This window comes from Streptomyces sp. IMTB 2501, assembly GCF_001953885.1.
Classification (GTDB): domain Bacteria; phylum Actinomycetota; class Actinomycetes; order Streptomycetales; family Streptomycetaceae; genus Streptomyces.
On record NZ_MQUS01000001.1, the window covers coordinates 223,652 to 238,567 of the forward strand.

The 14,916-nt window shown below is 71.9% G+C and carries 20 protein-coding genes; 3 read left to right on the plus strand and 17 right to left on the minus strand.

Annotation, left to right across the window (positions count from 1 at the left end; genetic code table 11):
• Positions 1-5: 5 nt before the first annotated feature.
• The 10 genes from AV521_RS01085 to AV521_RS01130 form a co-directional block, all read right to left on the minus strand.
• Entirely contained in the window at positions 6-425 is a 420-nt protein-coding gene (locus AV521_RS01085; RefSeq protein WP_076082285.1) for a CBS domain-containing protein, read from the minus strand.
• A gap of 157 nt (positions 426-582) precedes the next feature.
• Positions 583-873 (minus strand): hypothetical protein, encoded by a 291-nt coding sequence (locus AV521_RS01090; protein WP_076082286.1) that lies wholly within the window; start codon positions 871-873, stop codon positions 583-585.
• Positions 874-957: 84 nt separating this feature from the next.
• A complete protein-coding gene (gene ligD, locus AV521_RS01095; RefSeq protein WP_107480776.1) occupies positions 958-1,998 on the minus strand; it encodes a non-homologous end-joining DNA ligase in 1,041 nt (346 codons plus the stop codon).
• 78 nt (positions 1,999-2,076) lie between these two features.
• Positions 2,077-3,918, minus strand: a complete 1,842-nt coding sequence (locus AV521_RS01100) for a complex I subunit 5 family protein (RefSeq protein WP_076083379.1) — start codon at positions 3,916-3,918, stop codon at positions 2,077-2,079.
• Positions 3,919-3,929: 11 nt separating this feature from the next.
• Complete coding sequence (locus AV521_RS01105; RefSeq protein WP_076082287.1) at positions 3,930-4,274, minus strand: sodium:proton antiporter; 345 nt, start codon at positions 4,272-4,274, stop codon at positions 3,930-3,932.
• A complete protein-coding gene (locus tag AV521_RS01110) occupies positions 4,271-5,026 on the minus strand; it encodes an MnhB domain-containing protein (protein ID WP_076082289.1) in 756 nt (251 codons plus the stop codon). The genes AV521_RS01105 and AV521_RS01110 overlap by 4 nt, the downstream gene beginning before the upstream one ends.
• Complete coding sequence (locus AV521_RS01115; RefSeq protein ID WP_076082291.1) at positions 5,023-5,292, minus strand: DUF4040 domain-containing protein; 270 nt, start codon at positions 5,290-5,292, stop codon at positions 5,023-5,025. Before AV521_RS01115 ends, AV521_RS01110 begins: the two co-directional genes overlap by 4 nt.
• Positions 5,289-5,597, minus strand: coding sequence for a monovalent cation/H(+) antiporter subunit G (locus tag AV521_RS01120; RefSeq protein WP_076082293.1), 309 nt, complete (start codon positions 5,595-5,597; stop codon positions 5,289-5,291). The genes AV521_RS01115 and AV521_RS01120 overlap by 4 nt, the downstream gene beginning before the upstream one ends.
• 1 nt (position 5,598) lies before the next feature.
• A complete protein-coding gene (locus tag AV521_RS01125; protein WP_076082295.1) occupies positions 5,599-5,889 on the minus strand; it encodes a monovalent cation/H+ antiporter complex subunit F in 291 nt (96 codons plus the stop codon).
• Positions 5,886-6,362 carry a hypothetical protein gene (locus tag AV521_RS01130; protein ID WP_076082297.1) on the minus strand — a complete coding sequence of 159 codons (477 nt, stop codon included), beginning with the start codon at positions 6,360-6,362 and terminating at the stop codon, positions 5,886-5,888. The genes AV521_RS01125 and AV521_RS01130 overlap by 4 nt, the downstream gene beginning before the upstream one ends.
• A 315-nt stretch (positions 6,363-6,677) precedes the next feature.
• On the opposite strand from AV521_RS01130, the gene AV521_RS01135 reads away from it, so the two are divergent.
• Positions 6,678-7,358 carry an endonuclease gene (locus tag AV521_RS01135; RefSeq protein ID WP_076082299.1) on the plus strand — a complete coding sequence of 227 codons (681 nt, stop codon included), beginning with the start codon at positions 6,678-6,680 and terminating at the stop codon, positions 7,356-7,358.
• 294 nt (positions 7,359-7,652) lie between these two features.
• Here AV521_RS01135 and AV521_RS01140 read toward each other — a convergent pair whose 3' ends face one another.
• Positions 7,653-7,880: a hypothetical protein gene (locus AV521_RS01140; protein WP_076082301.1), complete on the minus strand. Its 228-nt coding sequence runs from the start codon at positions 7,878-7,880 to the stop codon at positions 7,653-7,655.
• A gap of 79 nt (positions 7,881-7,959) precedes the next feature.
• Positions 7,960-8,202 (minus strand): hypothetical protein, encoded by a 243-nt coding sequence (locus AV521_RS01145; RefSeq protein ID WP_256725379.1) that lies wholly within the window; start codon positions 8,200-8,202, stop codon positions 7,960-7,962.
• Positions 8,203-8,291: 89 nt separating this feature from the next.
• On the opposite strand from AV521_RS01145, the gene AV521_RS01150 reads away from it, so the two are divergent.
• Positions 8,292-8,783 carry a hypothetical protein gene (locus AV521_RS01150; RefSeq protein WP_076082305.1) on the plus strand — a complete coding sequence of 164 codons (492 nt, stop codon included), beginning with the start codon at positions 8,292-8,294 and terminating at the stop codon, positions 8,781-8,783.
• 19 nt (positions 8,784-8,802) lie between these two features.
• Here the strand turns inward: AV521_RS01150 and AV521_RS01155 are convergent, their stop codons facing one another.
• A complete protein-coding gene (locus AV521_RS01155; RefSeq protein WP_076082307.1) occupies positions 8,803-9,018 on the minus strand; it encodes a dodecin in 216 nt (71 codons plus the stop codon).
• Between the two features lie 181 nt (positions 9,019-9,199).
• On the opposite strand from AV521_RS01155, the gene AV521_RS01160 reads away from it, so the two are divergent.
• The gene (locus AV521_RS01160) at positions 9,200-10,453 is read left to right on the plus strand and encodes an extracellular solute-binding protein (RefSeq protein WP_076082309.1); all 1,254 of its coding nucleotides are present in this window, start codon (positions 9,200-9,202) and stop codon (positions 10,451-10,453) included.
• A gap of 1 nt (position 10,454) precedes the next feature.
• Here AV521_RS01160 and egtD read toward each other — a convergent pair whose 3' ends face one another.
• The 4 genes from egtD to egtA are packed head-to-tail and all read right to left on the minus strand — an operon-like array spanning position 10,455 to position 14,891.
• Positions 10,455-11,414, minus strand: a complete 960-nt coding sequence (egtD, locus tag AV521_RS01165) for an L-histidine N(alpha)-methyltransferase (RefSeq protein WP_076082310.1) — start codon at positions 11,412-11,414, stop codon at positions 10,455-10,457.
• Positions 11,411-12,190 carry an ergothioneine biosynthesis protein EgtC gene (egtC, locus tag AV521_RS01170; RefSeq protein ID WP_076082312.1) on the minus strand — a complete coding sequence of 260 codons (780 nt, stop codon included), beginning with the start codon at positions 12,188-12,190 and terminating at the stop codon, positions 11,411-11,413. Before egtC ends, egtD begins: the two co-directional genes overlap by 4 nt.
• A complete protein-coding gene (gene egtB, locus AV521_RS01175) occupies positions 12,190-13,545 on the minus strand; it encodes an ergothioneine biosynthesis protein EgtB (RefSeq protein WP_076082314.1) in 1,356 nt (451 codons plus the stop codon). The genes egtC and egtB overlap by 1 nt, the downstream gene beginning before the upstream one ends.
• Positions 13,542-14,891: an ergothioneine biosynthesis glutamate--cysteine ligase EgtA gene (gene egtA / locus AV521_RS01180; RefSeq protein WP_076082316.1), complete on the minus strand. Its 1,350-nt coding sequence runs from the start codon at positions 14,889-14,891 to the stop codon at positions 13,542-13,544. Before egtA ends, egtB begins: the two co-directional genes overlap by 4 nt.
• Between the last annotated feature and the right edge of the window lie 25 nt (positions 14,892-14,916).

Here is a 14,916-nt window from a genome sequence, read left to right on the forward strand (position 1 = left end):
CCGGCCTACCGGTTCGGCCGCGCGGCGCTGATGTCGGCGAGTGCCGAGTGCGGATCCCGTTCGACGGCCAGGTCGCCCAGGCTGAGCGCCCCGACCAGCCGGTCGTCGTCGATGACCGGCAGCCGCCGCAGGGTGTGTTCCCGCATCAGGCGGATCGCCTCGTCGACCGGGTCCTGCGACGAACAGGTGACCATGTCCCTGCTGCACACCTGCCCCACCACCGTCAGCGTGGGGTCACGCTCGTCGGCGAGGGCCCGGATCACCAGATCGCGGTCCGTCACCAGACCGCAGACGTGCTCGCCCTCCGTGACGATGACATCGCCGATACCCTTCTGCCGCATGAGCCGCGCCACCTCGGTGAGGGGAGTCTTCTCGGACACCGTCACCGGATCCTGCGTCATGATCTCCCGCACGTACCGAGTCATGGCCGAGCCACCTCCGTCCGCCGTGCGCGACGAGCGCCGAAGAAACCTTGCGCATTCGCCGGGTACCCGTGGACGCGACCCCGACGCCCGTCGTCCCGGCAGAGCGGTTCGGCGGCGCGCGCGGGCCACGCGCGCCGGACGAAGCGACACGCGGGTGTCAGGCCCGGGTGCCGGGTCCCATCATCGGGCCGACCGTGGTACGACGGTGTGCCTTGCGCGGACGCGGGCTCCTGCGATGGTGTGCCGCTCCGCTCGCCATGGCCAGGCCCAGACAGAAGATGAGAGCCAGTGCGAGGCCGGAGCAGAAGAGTCCGAGCGGGCTGAGCGTGGCGATGTGGTGGCCGAGGACCGACACGCCGTACTGCGGACCGCCGGACAGGTTGCCCGCGATCGCCAGGCCCGTGAAGGCGCCCGTGGCCGCGAGGAGAAGCAGTCCGAGGAACAGCATCCGATTCATCTCCTCAAGAAGACGTCTGTCACTCCGAGTACCTACGACACGGCGGATTACACGGCGCCCGCCCCGTCCCGGCGCTCATGAGTCCGTTCCGGGCTTCCCGGGCTGCTCCCGTACGACCTTGTGCGCGGGCTTGTCGGTCCGCAGTCCGACGAATCGCGGATGGCGCAGTTTCCCGTCGTCCGTCCACTCCGTGAACCCGATCTCGGCGACGAGCCGCGGCTCGGTCCAATGGGCGCCGCGCTCCCGCGGGGCACTGCCCGCGAAGGGGGAGCGGCCACGCTCCAGGCGGTCCATCCGCGCGCGCAGCGCATCGAGCGTCTCACGGTCGTAACCGGTACCGACTTTGCCCGCATAGACGAGGCGTCGCCCCTCGTAGTAGCCGACCAGCAGCGCGCCGAAGCCGGTGCGGCTGCCCGCGGGCTCGGTGAATCCGCCGATCACCAGTTCCTGCCGCCGCCCGCACTTGAACTTCAGCCACTTCGTCGAGCGCCGGTGCTCGTAGCGGCTGTCCGCGCGCTTGGCGATGACGCCCTCCCAGCCCCGCTCGCACGCCTGGCGCAGATACGCTTCGCCGTCGGCATTGCGGTGCGGGGTGAGGCGCAGCGGCGGGGAGAAGTCCAGGGCGCGGCGCAGCAGGGCCTTCCGGGTGCGCAGGGGCAGGGCGGTCAGATCGTGGCCCGCCAGGTACAGCACGTCGAAAACGTAGTACGTCACCGCCACCCGGCTGGCACGCGCCCGGCGGGAGTCGTGGATCCCGATGCGCTGCTGCAGCCGCGCGAAGCTGGTCCGTGAGCCCTCGAAAGCCACGACCTCGCCGTCCACCACGAAGTCGTCGCAGTGCTGTTCACCGAGTGCGTCGGTGATCTCGGGATAGGTGTCCGTGAGCGACTGGCCGGTACGGGAGAACAGCCCGGCGCGAGCGCCGTCACGGACACCCAGGCACCGCTCCCCGTCGAGCTTGCGCTCGAATATCCACTCCGGATCCGAGAAGTACCGCTCCGTCAATGTCGCCAGCATCGGCCTGGGGCTCCCGGGCCGAGCCGCTCGCCGCAGCGCCGTGCGCTCCTCGTCCGGCACACCCTCGAACAGATCCGTCACAGACGGGGAGACGGGCATACCCAGCCACCTCGATCCACCGCGAGGACCGTCCCACGCGCCCCGGGTTCCCGCTCCACGCGGGCGCATGCCGGCGCGCTACACCGCCATGACGACGAGGAACACCGCCACACCGACCGCGAGCCAGGCGACGTAGTCGCCGAGGTGGCCGGAGTGCAACCGGCGCAGCGGCAGCACCACCCCACGCCCCACTGCCCGGCCCACAGATCCGACGCGAGCCGCGCCCCGCCACTTCGCACCCCACACGGCGGCTGCCGCGAGCAGCGTGGCCAAGGCGGTCGAGGCCAGCGAGAGGAGCACGCCCTCGGCGGACCAGCCGGTGTCCGGCACGGGGGAGGACGGGGCGACGGAGTGTCCGTAGACCGCGGCGGTGTAGGCGGTGCGGTCGGTGAACTGCCGGGCGGCGCGGCCGAGTGCGCCGCCCACCGCGGGTAGCAGTCCGACGCCGAGCGAGGCGCAGAGCAGGACGGCGGGCACGGCGAGCATGGGGACCGGGATGCGACGCTGCGGGTCGCGGATCTCGGGCTCCTCGCCGGTGCCGGTGGTCTCGGGTCCGGCGCACCGCTCCCGCGGCCGGGGCCCGGCGCCGGTGAAGATCCGCGCCGAGGCGCGCAGTACGGCCCCGCCGGTGGCCGCCGAGACGAGGACGAACACGGCGGGCAGCCAGGGGAACCGGTCCTCGCCGGCGTGTTCGGTGACGGCCTTGCCCAGGGCGGTGCCGAACGGCGGCAGACCGGCGAGCGCGAGCCCGCCGAGGGCGAACAGCGCACCGGCGAGCGGCAGATCACGCCCTCGCCCGTGCAGCCCGTGTTCGTCGACGGAGCCGTGCCGGTCGAGCAGGACGCCCGTGGTGGCGAACAGCGCCGCCTTCACCCCGGCGTGCGCGGCGACGTAGAGGGCCACCCCGGCGGTTCCGGCAGGGCTGAGCAGCGCCATGCCGACGAGGAAGAGTCCGACGTGGCCGACGGTCGAGAAGGCCAGCATGCGTTTGAGGTGCCGCTGCTGCCAGCACATCACCGCGCCCACCAGCGCGGTCAGCACACCCGCGGCGACGAACACGGCCCGCAGATGCGGCTGTGCGATGCCGCGTGGGCCGGAGAACACCGTCCAGTAGACGCGTACGGCGCCGTAGACGCCGAGCTCGACCATGACGCCCGACAGCAGCATGCACACCGGGGTCGGCGCGACGGAATGGGCGTCGGGCAGCCAGAAGTGGAAGGGCACCACCGCCGCCTTCACCAGCAGCCCGGTGACCACGAGCACGAAGGCGACCGCCAGCAGGGCGTCGCCGCGATGCCCGGCCGCCTTCAACCCGATCTGTGCGAAGCCGAGTTCACCGGTACGGGCGTAGAGCAGCGCGATGCCCAGCAACGAGCAGTACGCGCCCAGCGAGTTGACGATGCCGAAGATCAGGGCACCCTGCACCGGACGCGGGTCCTCGATGCGGTAGCCGGTGAGCGCGTAGGCGACGGCACCCATGAGTTCGAAGAAGACGAAGGCGTCGAACAGGTCGCCGGTCAGCGCGAAGCCGCACATGCCCGCCTCGAACAGCAGGATGAGGGCGGGGAAGACGCCGGCGTGCTGTACGGGCGGCTCGTCGAAGTAGCGCCAGGAGTAGACGACGACCGCGAGGACGAGCGCACCGGTCAGCAGCGCCAGTCCGATGCCGATCCGGTCGCCGGCCAGCACGATGCCGACGCTCTCCCCGCGGACCGGAGACCAGCCGCCGACCCAGGACACGGCGTGGCCGTCGCCGGTACGCGCCCACAGCAGGACGAGCCCCGCGACCTCCAGCAGAGCGAAGGCGGTGGCCAGCGAGTCGATGGCGACCCGTGGCAGCCGGCGCCCGCCGATGACGAGCACGACGGCCCCCAGCAGCGGGACGGCGACGGCGAGCGGCAGCAGATCCGCGGTACGCACCACCTCGCCCGCTAGCCCCTGAGCCCCGTCAGGGCGTCCGGGTCGACGGTGCCGTGCCGCTTGCGCACCTGCATGGCCAGCCCCAGCAGCAGCGCCGTGACGGTCGCGCCCACCACGACATCGGTGAGGGCGAGGGCCTGCACGACCGGATCGACGACGCGCGTGCCCAGCGGAGTGTCGGTGAAGTACGGCGCGGTCGCGGCACGCCGGTAGCCGACGGCGAGCAGCAGCACGTACGTCGACGACTGCGCCACGGCCAGACAGCCGATGGCGTGGATGGCGTTGCGGCTGGTGACCATCCCGTACACCCCGGCGAGGAAGATCCAGCCGGCGGCGAGAAAGGGCAGGACCGTCATGTGCCGCCTCCCGTATCCGGGTTCTGCGGCGATCTGACCTCGACCGCCTGGTCGAGGAAGGAGGCCAGCAGGACGATGACGCCCGAGCCGACCTCCACGCCGACCGCCGCATTGAGGAGCGGCACCAGGCCGCCGGAGGAGAGCTGCCCGAAGGTGCCGAGCGGCAGCACGTTCTGCAGATAGGCACCACCGGCGATCAGCCCGGCGAACCCCAGGGCCACGAAGGCGCCCGCGCCCAGGGCGTCGGCCGCGTCCAGCAGGGCGAGCGGCCGGACCCGCTTCAGGACGCGGTAGTCCGCGGCGACGTATGCCAGATGCAGACCGGTGGCGAGAATGACACCGCCCTGGAAGCCGCCGCCCGGCGACAGCTGGCCGTGCGCGACGATGTAGACACCGGTGAGCAGGGTGACCGGCAGCAGCACCACGCCCAGCAGCCGGGTGGTCGGCAGCACGCGTCCCGCCCGGGGACGGCCGACGCGCTCGTCACGGGCATGGCGCAGCAGCACGATGGCTCCCAGCACGGAGGCGAACAGGATCGACTCCTCTCCGAGGGTGTCCAGGGCCCGCTGGTCGAAGTTGACGGACGAGACCACGTTGGCGGTGCGCTGACGCAGGGACGTCGCCACCGCGCGCGTGGCGTAGGGGTGCACCTCGGTCCCGAAGCGCGGCAGCCCCGTACAGGCGGCCGTGAACGCCACCGCGAAGACGACGGCCGCCGCCCAGAAGACCCGGATGCGCGCGGTACGGCTCATCGGGGCCGCCCCTTCGAGGAGCGGCGCACCTTCCGTACCGTCAGCAGGATCAGCAACGGTGTGACCACCGTGCCCACCGCCAGCTGGGACAGCGCCACGTCGGGCGCCTGGAGGAACGTGAACAGCACGGTGAGACACAGACCGAGCAGAGCCAGCACCACGGCCTGGCGCACCGGATCACGGGTGAGCGCGGCCACCGTCGCGGTCACCGTGACCAGCACCAACGCCACGGCGATCAGATAGTTGTCGAGGCCGGCGGCGTTCACTGCGGGGAGCCCCTTCGCACCAGGCGGTCATGCCGGGCCGTCGCCCTGCCGATGGCCATGGTGGTGACCGCACCGCCGGCGGCCATGAGGGCGCCGATGAGCAGTAGCTTGACCGCGGCACGCCCGGGGCCGGTCTCGACGGCCAGGGCGAGCGCCACGAGCGGCCCTCCGACGGAGGTGGCGGGGGAGAGGGCGTGCAGCCGCTGGTACGGCCGCGGCAGCGCCACCAGCCAGACGGCGCACAGCAGCAGCACACCGGTCCCTACGACGAGCAGCGCGACCGCACATCCATGACGAACCGTCACCTCATCCCTCCCTGCCCCGTCCCGTGTCGCCGGCTTCGATCGACCGTCCGCCGAGAAAGCGGGCGAAGACCAGGGTTCCGGCGGGCCCGAGCACGGCGAGGACGAGGGCGAGATCGGCGTAGGAGCTGCGGCCGACGCCCTGCGCCGTCAGCAGGAAGAGCACGGTGGCGAAGGCGGTCGCCAGACTGAGCCCCGCGAGCCGCTCATGTGCCGGGCCCCGGGCCACCGCCCACAGACACGGCGGCATCCCCAGGGTCGACAGGACCGCGGCGGCCACCAGCCACGCGTTCACCGCCGCCCTCCACTGGTGAGCAGGAGTTCCAGCCGGGTGCGGTCATCGGTCAGAAAGTGGGCGACGACCGCTCGCTCCCCGGGAACGTCGACGACGTAGGCACCGGGCGTGGACGACAGCACTCCGCAGGCCCAGGCGGCCCCCGTACCGGACTTCAGCGTCAGCGTCAGCAGGCTTCCCCCGGCCGGGCGGCCGCGCAGGACAAGCGCGGTGACCCGGCAGAGCCCCGCCATGTCGGCGCATACCGCGCCGGGCCACGCGAGCAGTGCCGCGCCCCAGCGGGCGGTGCCGCCCAACCCGGCTTCCGACGCCGTGTGCACGGCCCGTGCGGCGACCGCGGCGATCACCGCCCCTGCGGCGGCCACGGCGAGTTCGAGTACCGAGACCGAACTGATGAACATCAGCTCCAGGACGACCAGCACCGCCCACCACACCAGCACCTCACCCGAGGCCGCGCGCCACGACTGCCGCATCGCCCCTCCTCACCGGCGCGAACCGTCACGGACCAGCAACGTGTACCGTGCCCGGCGCCTCCCACACCCCGCGCACGCCGGGGGAGACGGCGCGGCCGTTCGAGCATCACCGCGATGGAGCAGGACCCGAACGCCCAGAGCGGCTCTCCAGGTGTTCGGCGGCCGCCGTGGTCTCCGGTGCGGCAGAGCCCGGTATCAACCGGACCCGGACGGGTACGCGGATGAGGCACTGGCGCGCGTACCGATGTACTCGCTGATTCCGGCGAGACCTACGAGTCGGCGAACCGATGAAACCGATGAATCGGTGACCGCACGATGACCACGAAGACCGACAGGAAAGCCGGCGGGAGGACGGCCGGCGCGACGGACAAGGCCGTCGTCCGCGCCCTGCTCGACCGACAGCAGCGCACCTATCCGGCGCAGGCCGGCATCCGGCTGCGCAACACGCCCGCGCCGCTCTACCAGACGCTCGTCCTCGCGACACTGCTCAGCGCCCGTATCAGGGCCGACATCGCGGTGGCGGCGGCCAGGGCCCTGTTCGACGCCGGAATGCGCGACCCGCGTGCGATGGCCGAGGCTTCCTGGCAGCAACGTGTCGACGCACTCGGCAAGGGCGGCTACCGCCGCTACGACGAGCGCACCTCCACCCTGCTAGGCAAGGGAGCCGAGCTGCTGCTCGAAAGATACGACGGCGATCTGCGCCGCCTGCGCGAGGAACCCGATCCGAAGAAGGCCCTGCTGGACATACCCGGGATCGGGCCCACGGGGGCCGACATCTTCCTGCGCGACGTCCAAGGGGTGTGGCCGGAGTTCGCGCCGTACATCGACCGCAAGGCCCTGGACGGCGCCCGGCGCCTCGGACTTCCCGCCTCGCCCGGGAAACTCGGCGGCCTCGTCCCCGGCCGTGAGATGACCCGCCTGGCCGACGGTCTGGTCCACGCGGCCCTCGACAAGCCGATGGCCGACGAGGTGCTCGCCGCCGCAGGGGCGACGTGACGGACCCGCCGGCCGGGAAGCCCACCATCTACGGAACTGCTGTGATGTGTCTCCGCCTTCTCATTCTCGACCACCCACGTGCGTCGGGAGGCGGCTCGGATGGTCCCGCCCCGCGGGATCCGCCGCCCACCGAGGACATGCCGGGAGAAGTGGAAGAACCCTCCCCCGACGCGGAAGAAGCGGGAGAGGAGGAAGGCGCTGGGGGTGGGACGGAAGGAGAAGTAGGAACCGCCGGATCAGCGGAGGAGGGTGTCGTCTGCGTGTTCCGCTTCGTCCTCCAGGATCGCTCACGCGTCACGGTGTCCATGACGTCCCCCGCCACTCCTCCGGCCCACCCCCGTGCCACTCGATCACCGGCGACTCGGCGACATCCAGCTCGTCCACATCCTCCAGCCCGGCACGCTGCAAGAACGCGGCCAGATCGTGCAGGCCGAACGCCGTGCCGAGGGTCTCGCCGTCGACCTGGACACGCCGGCCACCATGTTCGGACGGCGGGAACACGATCACGCGACGCTGGGCCATGACCCACCCCTCACCTTGACGAGCATGGGTACGGGCATGACACCAGCCTCACCCGGGTTGCGGACAGGCGCACGTCCGGCTACTCCACGGCAGGATCCTCCTGCGTGTGCCGCACCACGGCCTTGACCGCCTCCGCGACCTCGTCCGGGCCGGCCCCGGTCGCTGCGGCGTGCGCAATGATCGCCGCCTGGACGGCCTCCATGGCTGCACGCCAGCGGCGCCACTGGTCGTCGTACTCGTCGCCGGCCAGACCCGCGAGCTTTGCCCGCTCCAGTTCGGCGGAACACTCCAGCTTGATCAATTCATCGGGTATGTCTTCCACGACCGGATCATAAGAGGACATCTCGGTTGGCGCACGAGATGAGTACACCGACTCGGACGCACCTGCGGGACACCGTCTAAGGTGACCCCGTGACCGACAGCGACAAGCGGCCGCTCGCCGTGTTCGACCTCGACAACACCCTGGCCGACACCGGCCATCGGCAGCACTTCCTGGAGGCCCGGCCGAGGAACTGGGCCGGGTTCTTCGCCGCCGCGCCCGCGGACCCACCGCTCGCCGAGGGGGTCGAGCTGGCCGTGGCGAGCGCCCGGGAGTGCGAGGTCGTCTATCTCACGGGCCGCCCCGAGCGGTGCCGGCGCGACACCCTGGACTGGCTCGCGGCCCACGGGCTCCCCGAGGGCCGGGTGCACATGCGGGGCAACGCCGACCGCAGGCCCGCGCGGTTCACCAAGCTGGAGATCCTGCGCCGGCTCACCCAGGACGGCGAGATACGTTTCCTCGTGGACGACGACGAGCTGGTCTGTGACGACGCCGAGCGCGCCGGGTTCACCGTCGTACGGGCCCGCTGGGCCGTACGGTCGGAGGCGCTTCAGGAGGCCCAGGAGCGGGAGGGCCGCACCTGAGGCGACAGGGGGCCGGCCCTCAGGTCTGGTCCTCGATGCGGAAGCCCACCTTCAGTCCCACCTGGTAGTGCTCGATCCGCCCGTTCTCGATCTGTCCCCGGACCTGAGTGATCTCGAACCAGTCGAGGTTGCGCAGGGTCTGGTCGGCGCGCGCGATGCCGTTGCGGATGGCCTGGTCGATGCCCTCGTGCGAGGTGCCGACGATCTCGGTGACCCGGTAGGTGTGATTCGACATGAGGTGCTCCTCTCGTGTCACGCCACCCTCCACCGTGCCCCATCCCGGTCCGGCTCGCCCCTTGACCCTCCGTATTGGTCCATACCAAAATCCAGCACACCCGTACGAGCGTCCCGCTCGTCCCCCCACGTCGGGCCCCCACCCCTGTCCGCACCCTTCGCCAGACAGAACAGGACCCTTCGTGAGACGTCGTCTGCTCGCCCTCGTGTGTGTCACCGGTTCCCTCGTGAGCGCCTGCGGGATGCTCCCGGGCGAGCACGAGCGCAAGACCGTCACCGTATGGCTGATGAAGGACAGCGCTTCCAAGGACTTTCTCCAGCGCTTCACCGAGGACTTCGAACGCACCCACAAGGACCTGCGCCTCGACATCCGTATCCAGGACTGGACCGGCATCGTCGACAAGGTCCGCAGGGCCCTCACCGACGACTCCGGCGACGGACCCGACGTCATCGAGGTCGGCAACACCCAGGTACCGCTGTACGCCGACGGCGGCCGGCTCGCCGACCTCACGCTGGAGTCGATGCGCGACTGGGGTCAGGACCAGTGGCTGCCGGGTCTCGCCGAGCCCGGAAAGGACGGCAACGCGCAGTACGGGATCCCCTGGTACGCGGCCAACCGCGTCGTGATCTACCGGAAGGACCTGTTCGGGGCAGCCGGCATCACCCGCCCGCCGAAGACCCGCGAGGAGTGGCTCGCGGACACGGAACGGCTCAACTCCGGTGGGAATCAGGGTATTTACCTCGCCGGACAGGACTGGTACACCCTCTCCGGGTTCATCTGGGACGAGGGCGGTGACCTCGCCCGGCTGAAGGACTACAAGTGGGAGGGCGCTCTCGACACCCCGGCCGCGCTGCGCGGCATGGACTTCTACCGGCGGCTGCAGGCGCAGGGCCGGGGCCCGGCGGGCGCCGACGAGGAACACCCGCCCCAGGCCGGGGTGTTCGCCGGCGGCAAGGTGGCACAGATCGTCGGCGTACCGGGACTCGCCCAGGCGATCGTGCGGCAGAACCCGGACCTGAAAGGCAAGCTGGGCTTCTTCCCGGTGCCCGGGAAGACCGCCGTACGGCCCGGCACCGTGTTCACCGGCGGTTCCGACCTCGTCGTCCCGGGCCGCACCCGGGACCAGTTCGCCGCGACCGCCGTCGTCGGGGCGCTCACCGGCGCCAAGTGGGACACCGAACTCGCCCGCACGATGAACTACGTGCCCAACAAGACCACGCTGGCGCGCGCGGTCGCGGGTGAGGAGGGGGTTGCCGCCATGGCCGCGGGCGCGGCGCACGGCCGGGCAACCCCCAGCACCCCTCAGTGGGCCGACGTCGAGGCCGACAACCCGATCAAGGAGTACATGACCCGGGTGCTGAACGGAGCGGACCCGGCCACGGAGGCCCGCCGGGCCTCCGCCGAGATCACCGAGAAGCTCACGCCGGACGTCTGACTCAGCGCACCACGCTCAGCGACAGCGCGAAGCGGCTCTGTGCGTCCGTCAACCAGTGGGTCAACTCCAGCCCGGCGGCCGCCAGTTCGGCGGTCACGCCGTCCCTGCGGAACTTGGCCGACACCTCGGTGCGCAGTTCCTCGCCCGCCGCGAAGTCCACGGCGAGGTCCAGGGCGGGCACCTTCACGGTCTGCGCGACACGCGAGCGCAGCCGCATCTCGATCCACTCCCGCTCGGTGTCCCACAGCGCCACGTGGTCGAAGGCGTCCGGGTCGAAGTCGGCGCCGAGTTCGCGGTCGACGACGGCCAGCACGTTCTTGTTGAACGCGGCCGTCACCCCGGCCGCGTCGTCGTACGCCCGGACCAGCACCTGCTCGTCCTTGACCAGGTCCGTGCCGAGCAGCAGCCCGTCGCCCGGCGCGAGCAGCGAGCGCACGGAGAACAGGAACTTCGCGCGCTCGTCGGGCAGCAGGTTGCCGATCGTGCCACCGAGGAACGCCAGCAACCGGGGTCCGGGGGTGGCGGGCAGGGTGAGCGGGGCGGTGAAATCCGCGATCAGCGCATGGACTTCGAGGTCCGGGTGGTCCTCGACGAGGGCCTGCCCGGCCTGGGTGAGGGCGCTCTCGCTGACGTCCACCGGGACGTACGCCGAGGGCGCGAGCGCCTCCAGGAGATAGCGGGTCTTCTCGGAGGAGCCCGAGCCGAGTTCGATCAGCGTCCGGGCGCCGCTCGCCGTGGCGATCTCGCCGGACCGGGTGGCCAGGATCTCCCGCTCGGCGCGGGTGGGGTAGTACTCGGGCAGCTCGGTGATCTGCTCGAACAACTCGCTGCCGCGCGCGTCGTAGAACCACTTGGGCGGCAGCCACTTGGGATGGACGGTGAGGCCGTTCCGGACGTCGGCGCGCAGCGCGGCGTCCGTCGCGTCCTCGGGGAGGGTGCGGGTGACAAGAAGGGGGCTCACGTACAGGGCTCCTTGGATGGTGCGGACGCCGGTTCCTCCAGTGGGGCGAGCAGCACGCCGGCGCGGCTCGCGGTGACCAGGGTGCGGTCGGGGACCTCCTGCCAGAGCGGATCGTCGTCGTACGGCTCGGAGGCCACGACCGTGCTCCGGCCGGGCTCCGTGCGGTACCAGAGGCTGTCGCCCCAGGCGGTGGCGGCGATCTTCGCGCCGTCGGTCAGCAGCAGGTTGAGGCGGGAGGCCGGGGCCGCCCCGGCCAGCTGGCGAACCGTTTCGCCGAGGGCTTGGTCCAGTTCGTCACCGGAGCGCAGCCGGTGCAGGACCAGCGCCCAGACGAACGCCGAGTCGGTACGGGCCTCCAGCGACAGCAGCTCGACCGGGGGCAGCCGGGACACCAGCGGGGCCGCCGAGTCGGGCCAGCCCGCGATGGCGCCGTTGTGGCTGAACAGCCACCGCCCCGACGCGAAGGGCGCCGCGGCCGCCTCGCCGTCCGCCGTCGCGGCCGTCGCGTCCCGTACGGCGGCGAGCACCGCAGCGGAGCGCACCACCCGCGTCAGGTCGGCGAAGGACAGGTCGGCCCAGATCGGCCCGGCCCGCCGGTAGCGCGCCGGGACGGGGTCGTCGGGGGCGTACCAACCGACCCCGAAACCATCGGCGTTGACCGTCCCGGAGCGCTGCCGCTGCGGCTCCCACGACTGGCGCACCAGACTGTGCGGGGGCTCGACGAGAAGCCGGCCGAGCGGCTCCTCGGGTCCCAGGTAGGCGAGATGACGGCACATCAGACGGCCTCCGAGCGTGCGGTGCGGAACCCGGAGAAGATCTGCCGCCGGATCGGATAGTCCCAGTTGCGGAACGTGCCACGGCAGGCCACCGCATCCACGGCGAACGAACCGCCCCGCAGCACCTTGTGGCCGGAGCCGAAGAACACCTCCGAGTACTCCTTGTACGGGAAGGCCCGGAACCCCGGATACGGCAGGAAGTCGCTCGCCGTCCACTCCCATACGTCTCCGATCAACTGCCGCACGCCCAGCGGGGATTCACCGGCGGGATAGCTGCCGGCGGGGGCGGGCCTGAGGTGCCGCTGGCCCAGGTTGGCGTGTTCCGGCGCCGGGTCCGCGTCGCCCCACGGGTAGCGCATCGAGCGGCCGGTGGCCGGGTCGTGCCGGGCGGCCTTCTCCCACTCCGTCTCGGTGGGCAGCCGGCGCCCGGCCCAGCGGGCGTAGGCGTCGGCCTCGTACCAGCACACGTGCAGCACCGGCTCGTCGGGCGGCACCGCCTCGGTGACCCCGAAGCGGCGCCGCAGCCAGCGGTCGCCGTCGCGGCGCCAGAACTGCGGCGCCGTGATCGAGTGCCGTTTGATGTGCGTCCAGCCCTCCGGCGTCCACCAGCGCTCGGTGTCGTAGCCGCCGTCCTCGATGAACGCCTGGTACGCCGCGTTCGTCACCGGAGTCGTGTCGATCCAGAACGGCGCCACCTCCCGGACGTGCGCGGGGCGTTCGTTGTCCAGCGCCCAGGGCTCGGCCGAGGTGCCCATCGTGAACGGGCCGCCGGGGACCAGGACTTCGGCCGGGCCGGTGAACAGCGGGGCCGGCTCCGGGTCCGGGGCGGTCAGGGCCTGCGGGCCCTTTCTCAGCTGATGGGTGATCAGCATGGTCTCGTCGTGCTGCTGTTCGTGCTGGGCGATCATCCCGAAGGCGAACCCGGCCTCGGTCAGCCGGGTGCCGTGGAAGTCCGCGCCCGCAAGCAGGTCCATGACCCGGCCGCGCACCTCGGCCGCGTAGTGGCGGGCCTCGGCGGGCGGCAGCAGTGGCAGCGAGGGCCGCTCGGCCCGCGGATGCTCGAAGGCGTCGTACAGGCCGTCGATCTCGGGCCGCATGGCGTCCCGGCCGCCGACCGCCCGGAGCAGCCACAGCTCCTCCTGGTTGCCGATGTGCGCGAGGTCCCATACGAGCGGGGACATCAGCGGCGAGTGCTGGGCGGTGAGGTCCGGGTCCTCGACGCAGCTGGTGAGCAGCGTGGTGCGGGCCCGGGCAGTGGTCAGCGAGGCGAGCGCGCGCTCGCGCAGCGCCTCGACGGCCGTCTGCGTCGGCCCTGTTGTCCCGGTCGTCGCGGTGTCGGTCTCGGGGGCGGTCATGTACGGATGTCCTTCCTCCCGCGGGCGGTGGGGGTGCCTCCGGTACGGCCGGGCCGGGACTGCGGCGGTTCGCCGCCGTCCAGCCGGTCCAGCAGGTCGTCGGCCGGGCAGCGGCCCCGGGCGACATAGCGTTCCCGGTACGCGGCCACCGCCTCGCTCACCTCGTCGGTGGCGCCGAGCCGGGGCAGGGCCTCCAGCGCCGCCGCGAAACACACGTCGGCGACCTCGCGCAGCTCCGGGTCGGCGAGCCCGGATCGGGCCGCGTCGGTCCACAGGGGGTTGTGCGGGGCGGGCAGGTTCAGGGCCCGCTCCGCGAGCGGTTTCACGCTCCGGTAGGCCGTCTCGGCGGCCTGCGGATCGTCGAACAGCGCCGCCGTCACCGCGACCGGCACGATCCAGCCGTCGTCGCCGGGCTGCGCGTCGATCATGCGCAGCTCCAGATGACCGCGCGGCCGGACCGGCGGGAACAGGGTGGTGAGGTGATAGTCCAGGTCCGCCCGGGTGGGCGGCCGGGGCGACCGGGAACGGGTCCACTCCCGGAAGGTGAGCCCCTGCGGCACGTCCCACGGCCCGCTGTCCCGCCGTACACACATCACCGGCGAGTCCAGCACATGCCGGGCCCAGGCGGCCCTCGGCTCGCCGTCCAGCGGGGGAGCGCCCGCGCGGCCGGCGCCGATCTCCATCCACATCAGCTGCCGGGTGGACTGCCAGCCCGTGGGCTCGTGGCCGAGCAACGGGGAGTTGGCGAACGCGGCCACCAGGACCGCCCCGAGCTGATGCGCCAGCCACCAGCGGCGAGCGTGCCCGAGCGGACCGGGTTCCTCGTGGCCCGCGTCCACGCACACCTGCACGGAGGCGGAGGCGCACATCATGTGGCGGCCCGCCGGACCGGCGCGGTCCAGGCACGTCTCCATCGCGTCGTAGCGCGGCTCGTGCAGGAACCTGCGGGGTCTGTGCCAGGGGTCGTGGCCGATGCCGACCAGACCGAGGCCCTCCGCGGCGAGGACGGCGCGGACGGTGTCCAGATCGGCGGAGACCGTGCCTACGCACTCCATCAGGGAGGCGGCGGGGGGCGAGCTCAACTCCAGCTGGCCGCCGGGTTCTACGGTGAGCGGCGACCGCAGGGGCACGGCCCGCAGTGCCGCGTAGGCGGTCTTGAGTCGTTCGGGTGTCACGGGGAGCTGCGGCGTCCGCAGCTCATGGATGAGCCACTCCAGTTCCACACCGAGCACGCGGGGCGGCCCGGTCTTGAAGCAGATGCCCCGGACCAGGGCCTCCACCTCGGCTTCGGTGACGGCGGTGCGGTGGTCCGTACAGTCGCCACCGTCACTTTGCGAATCGGACATGTCGGGATCCTCCTGAGATTCCACC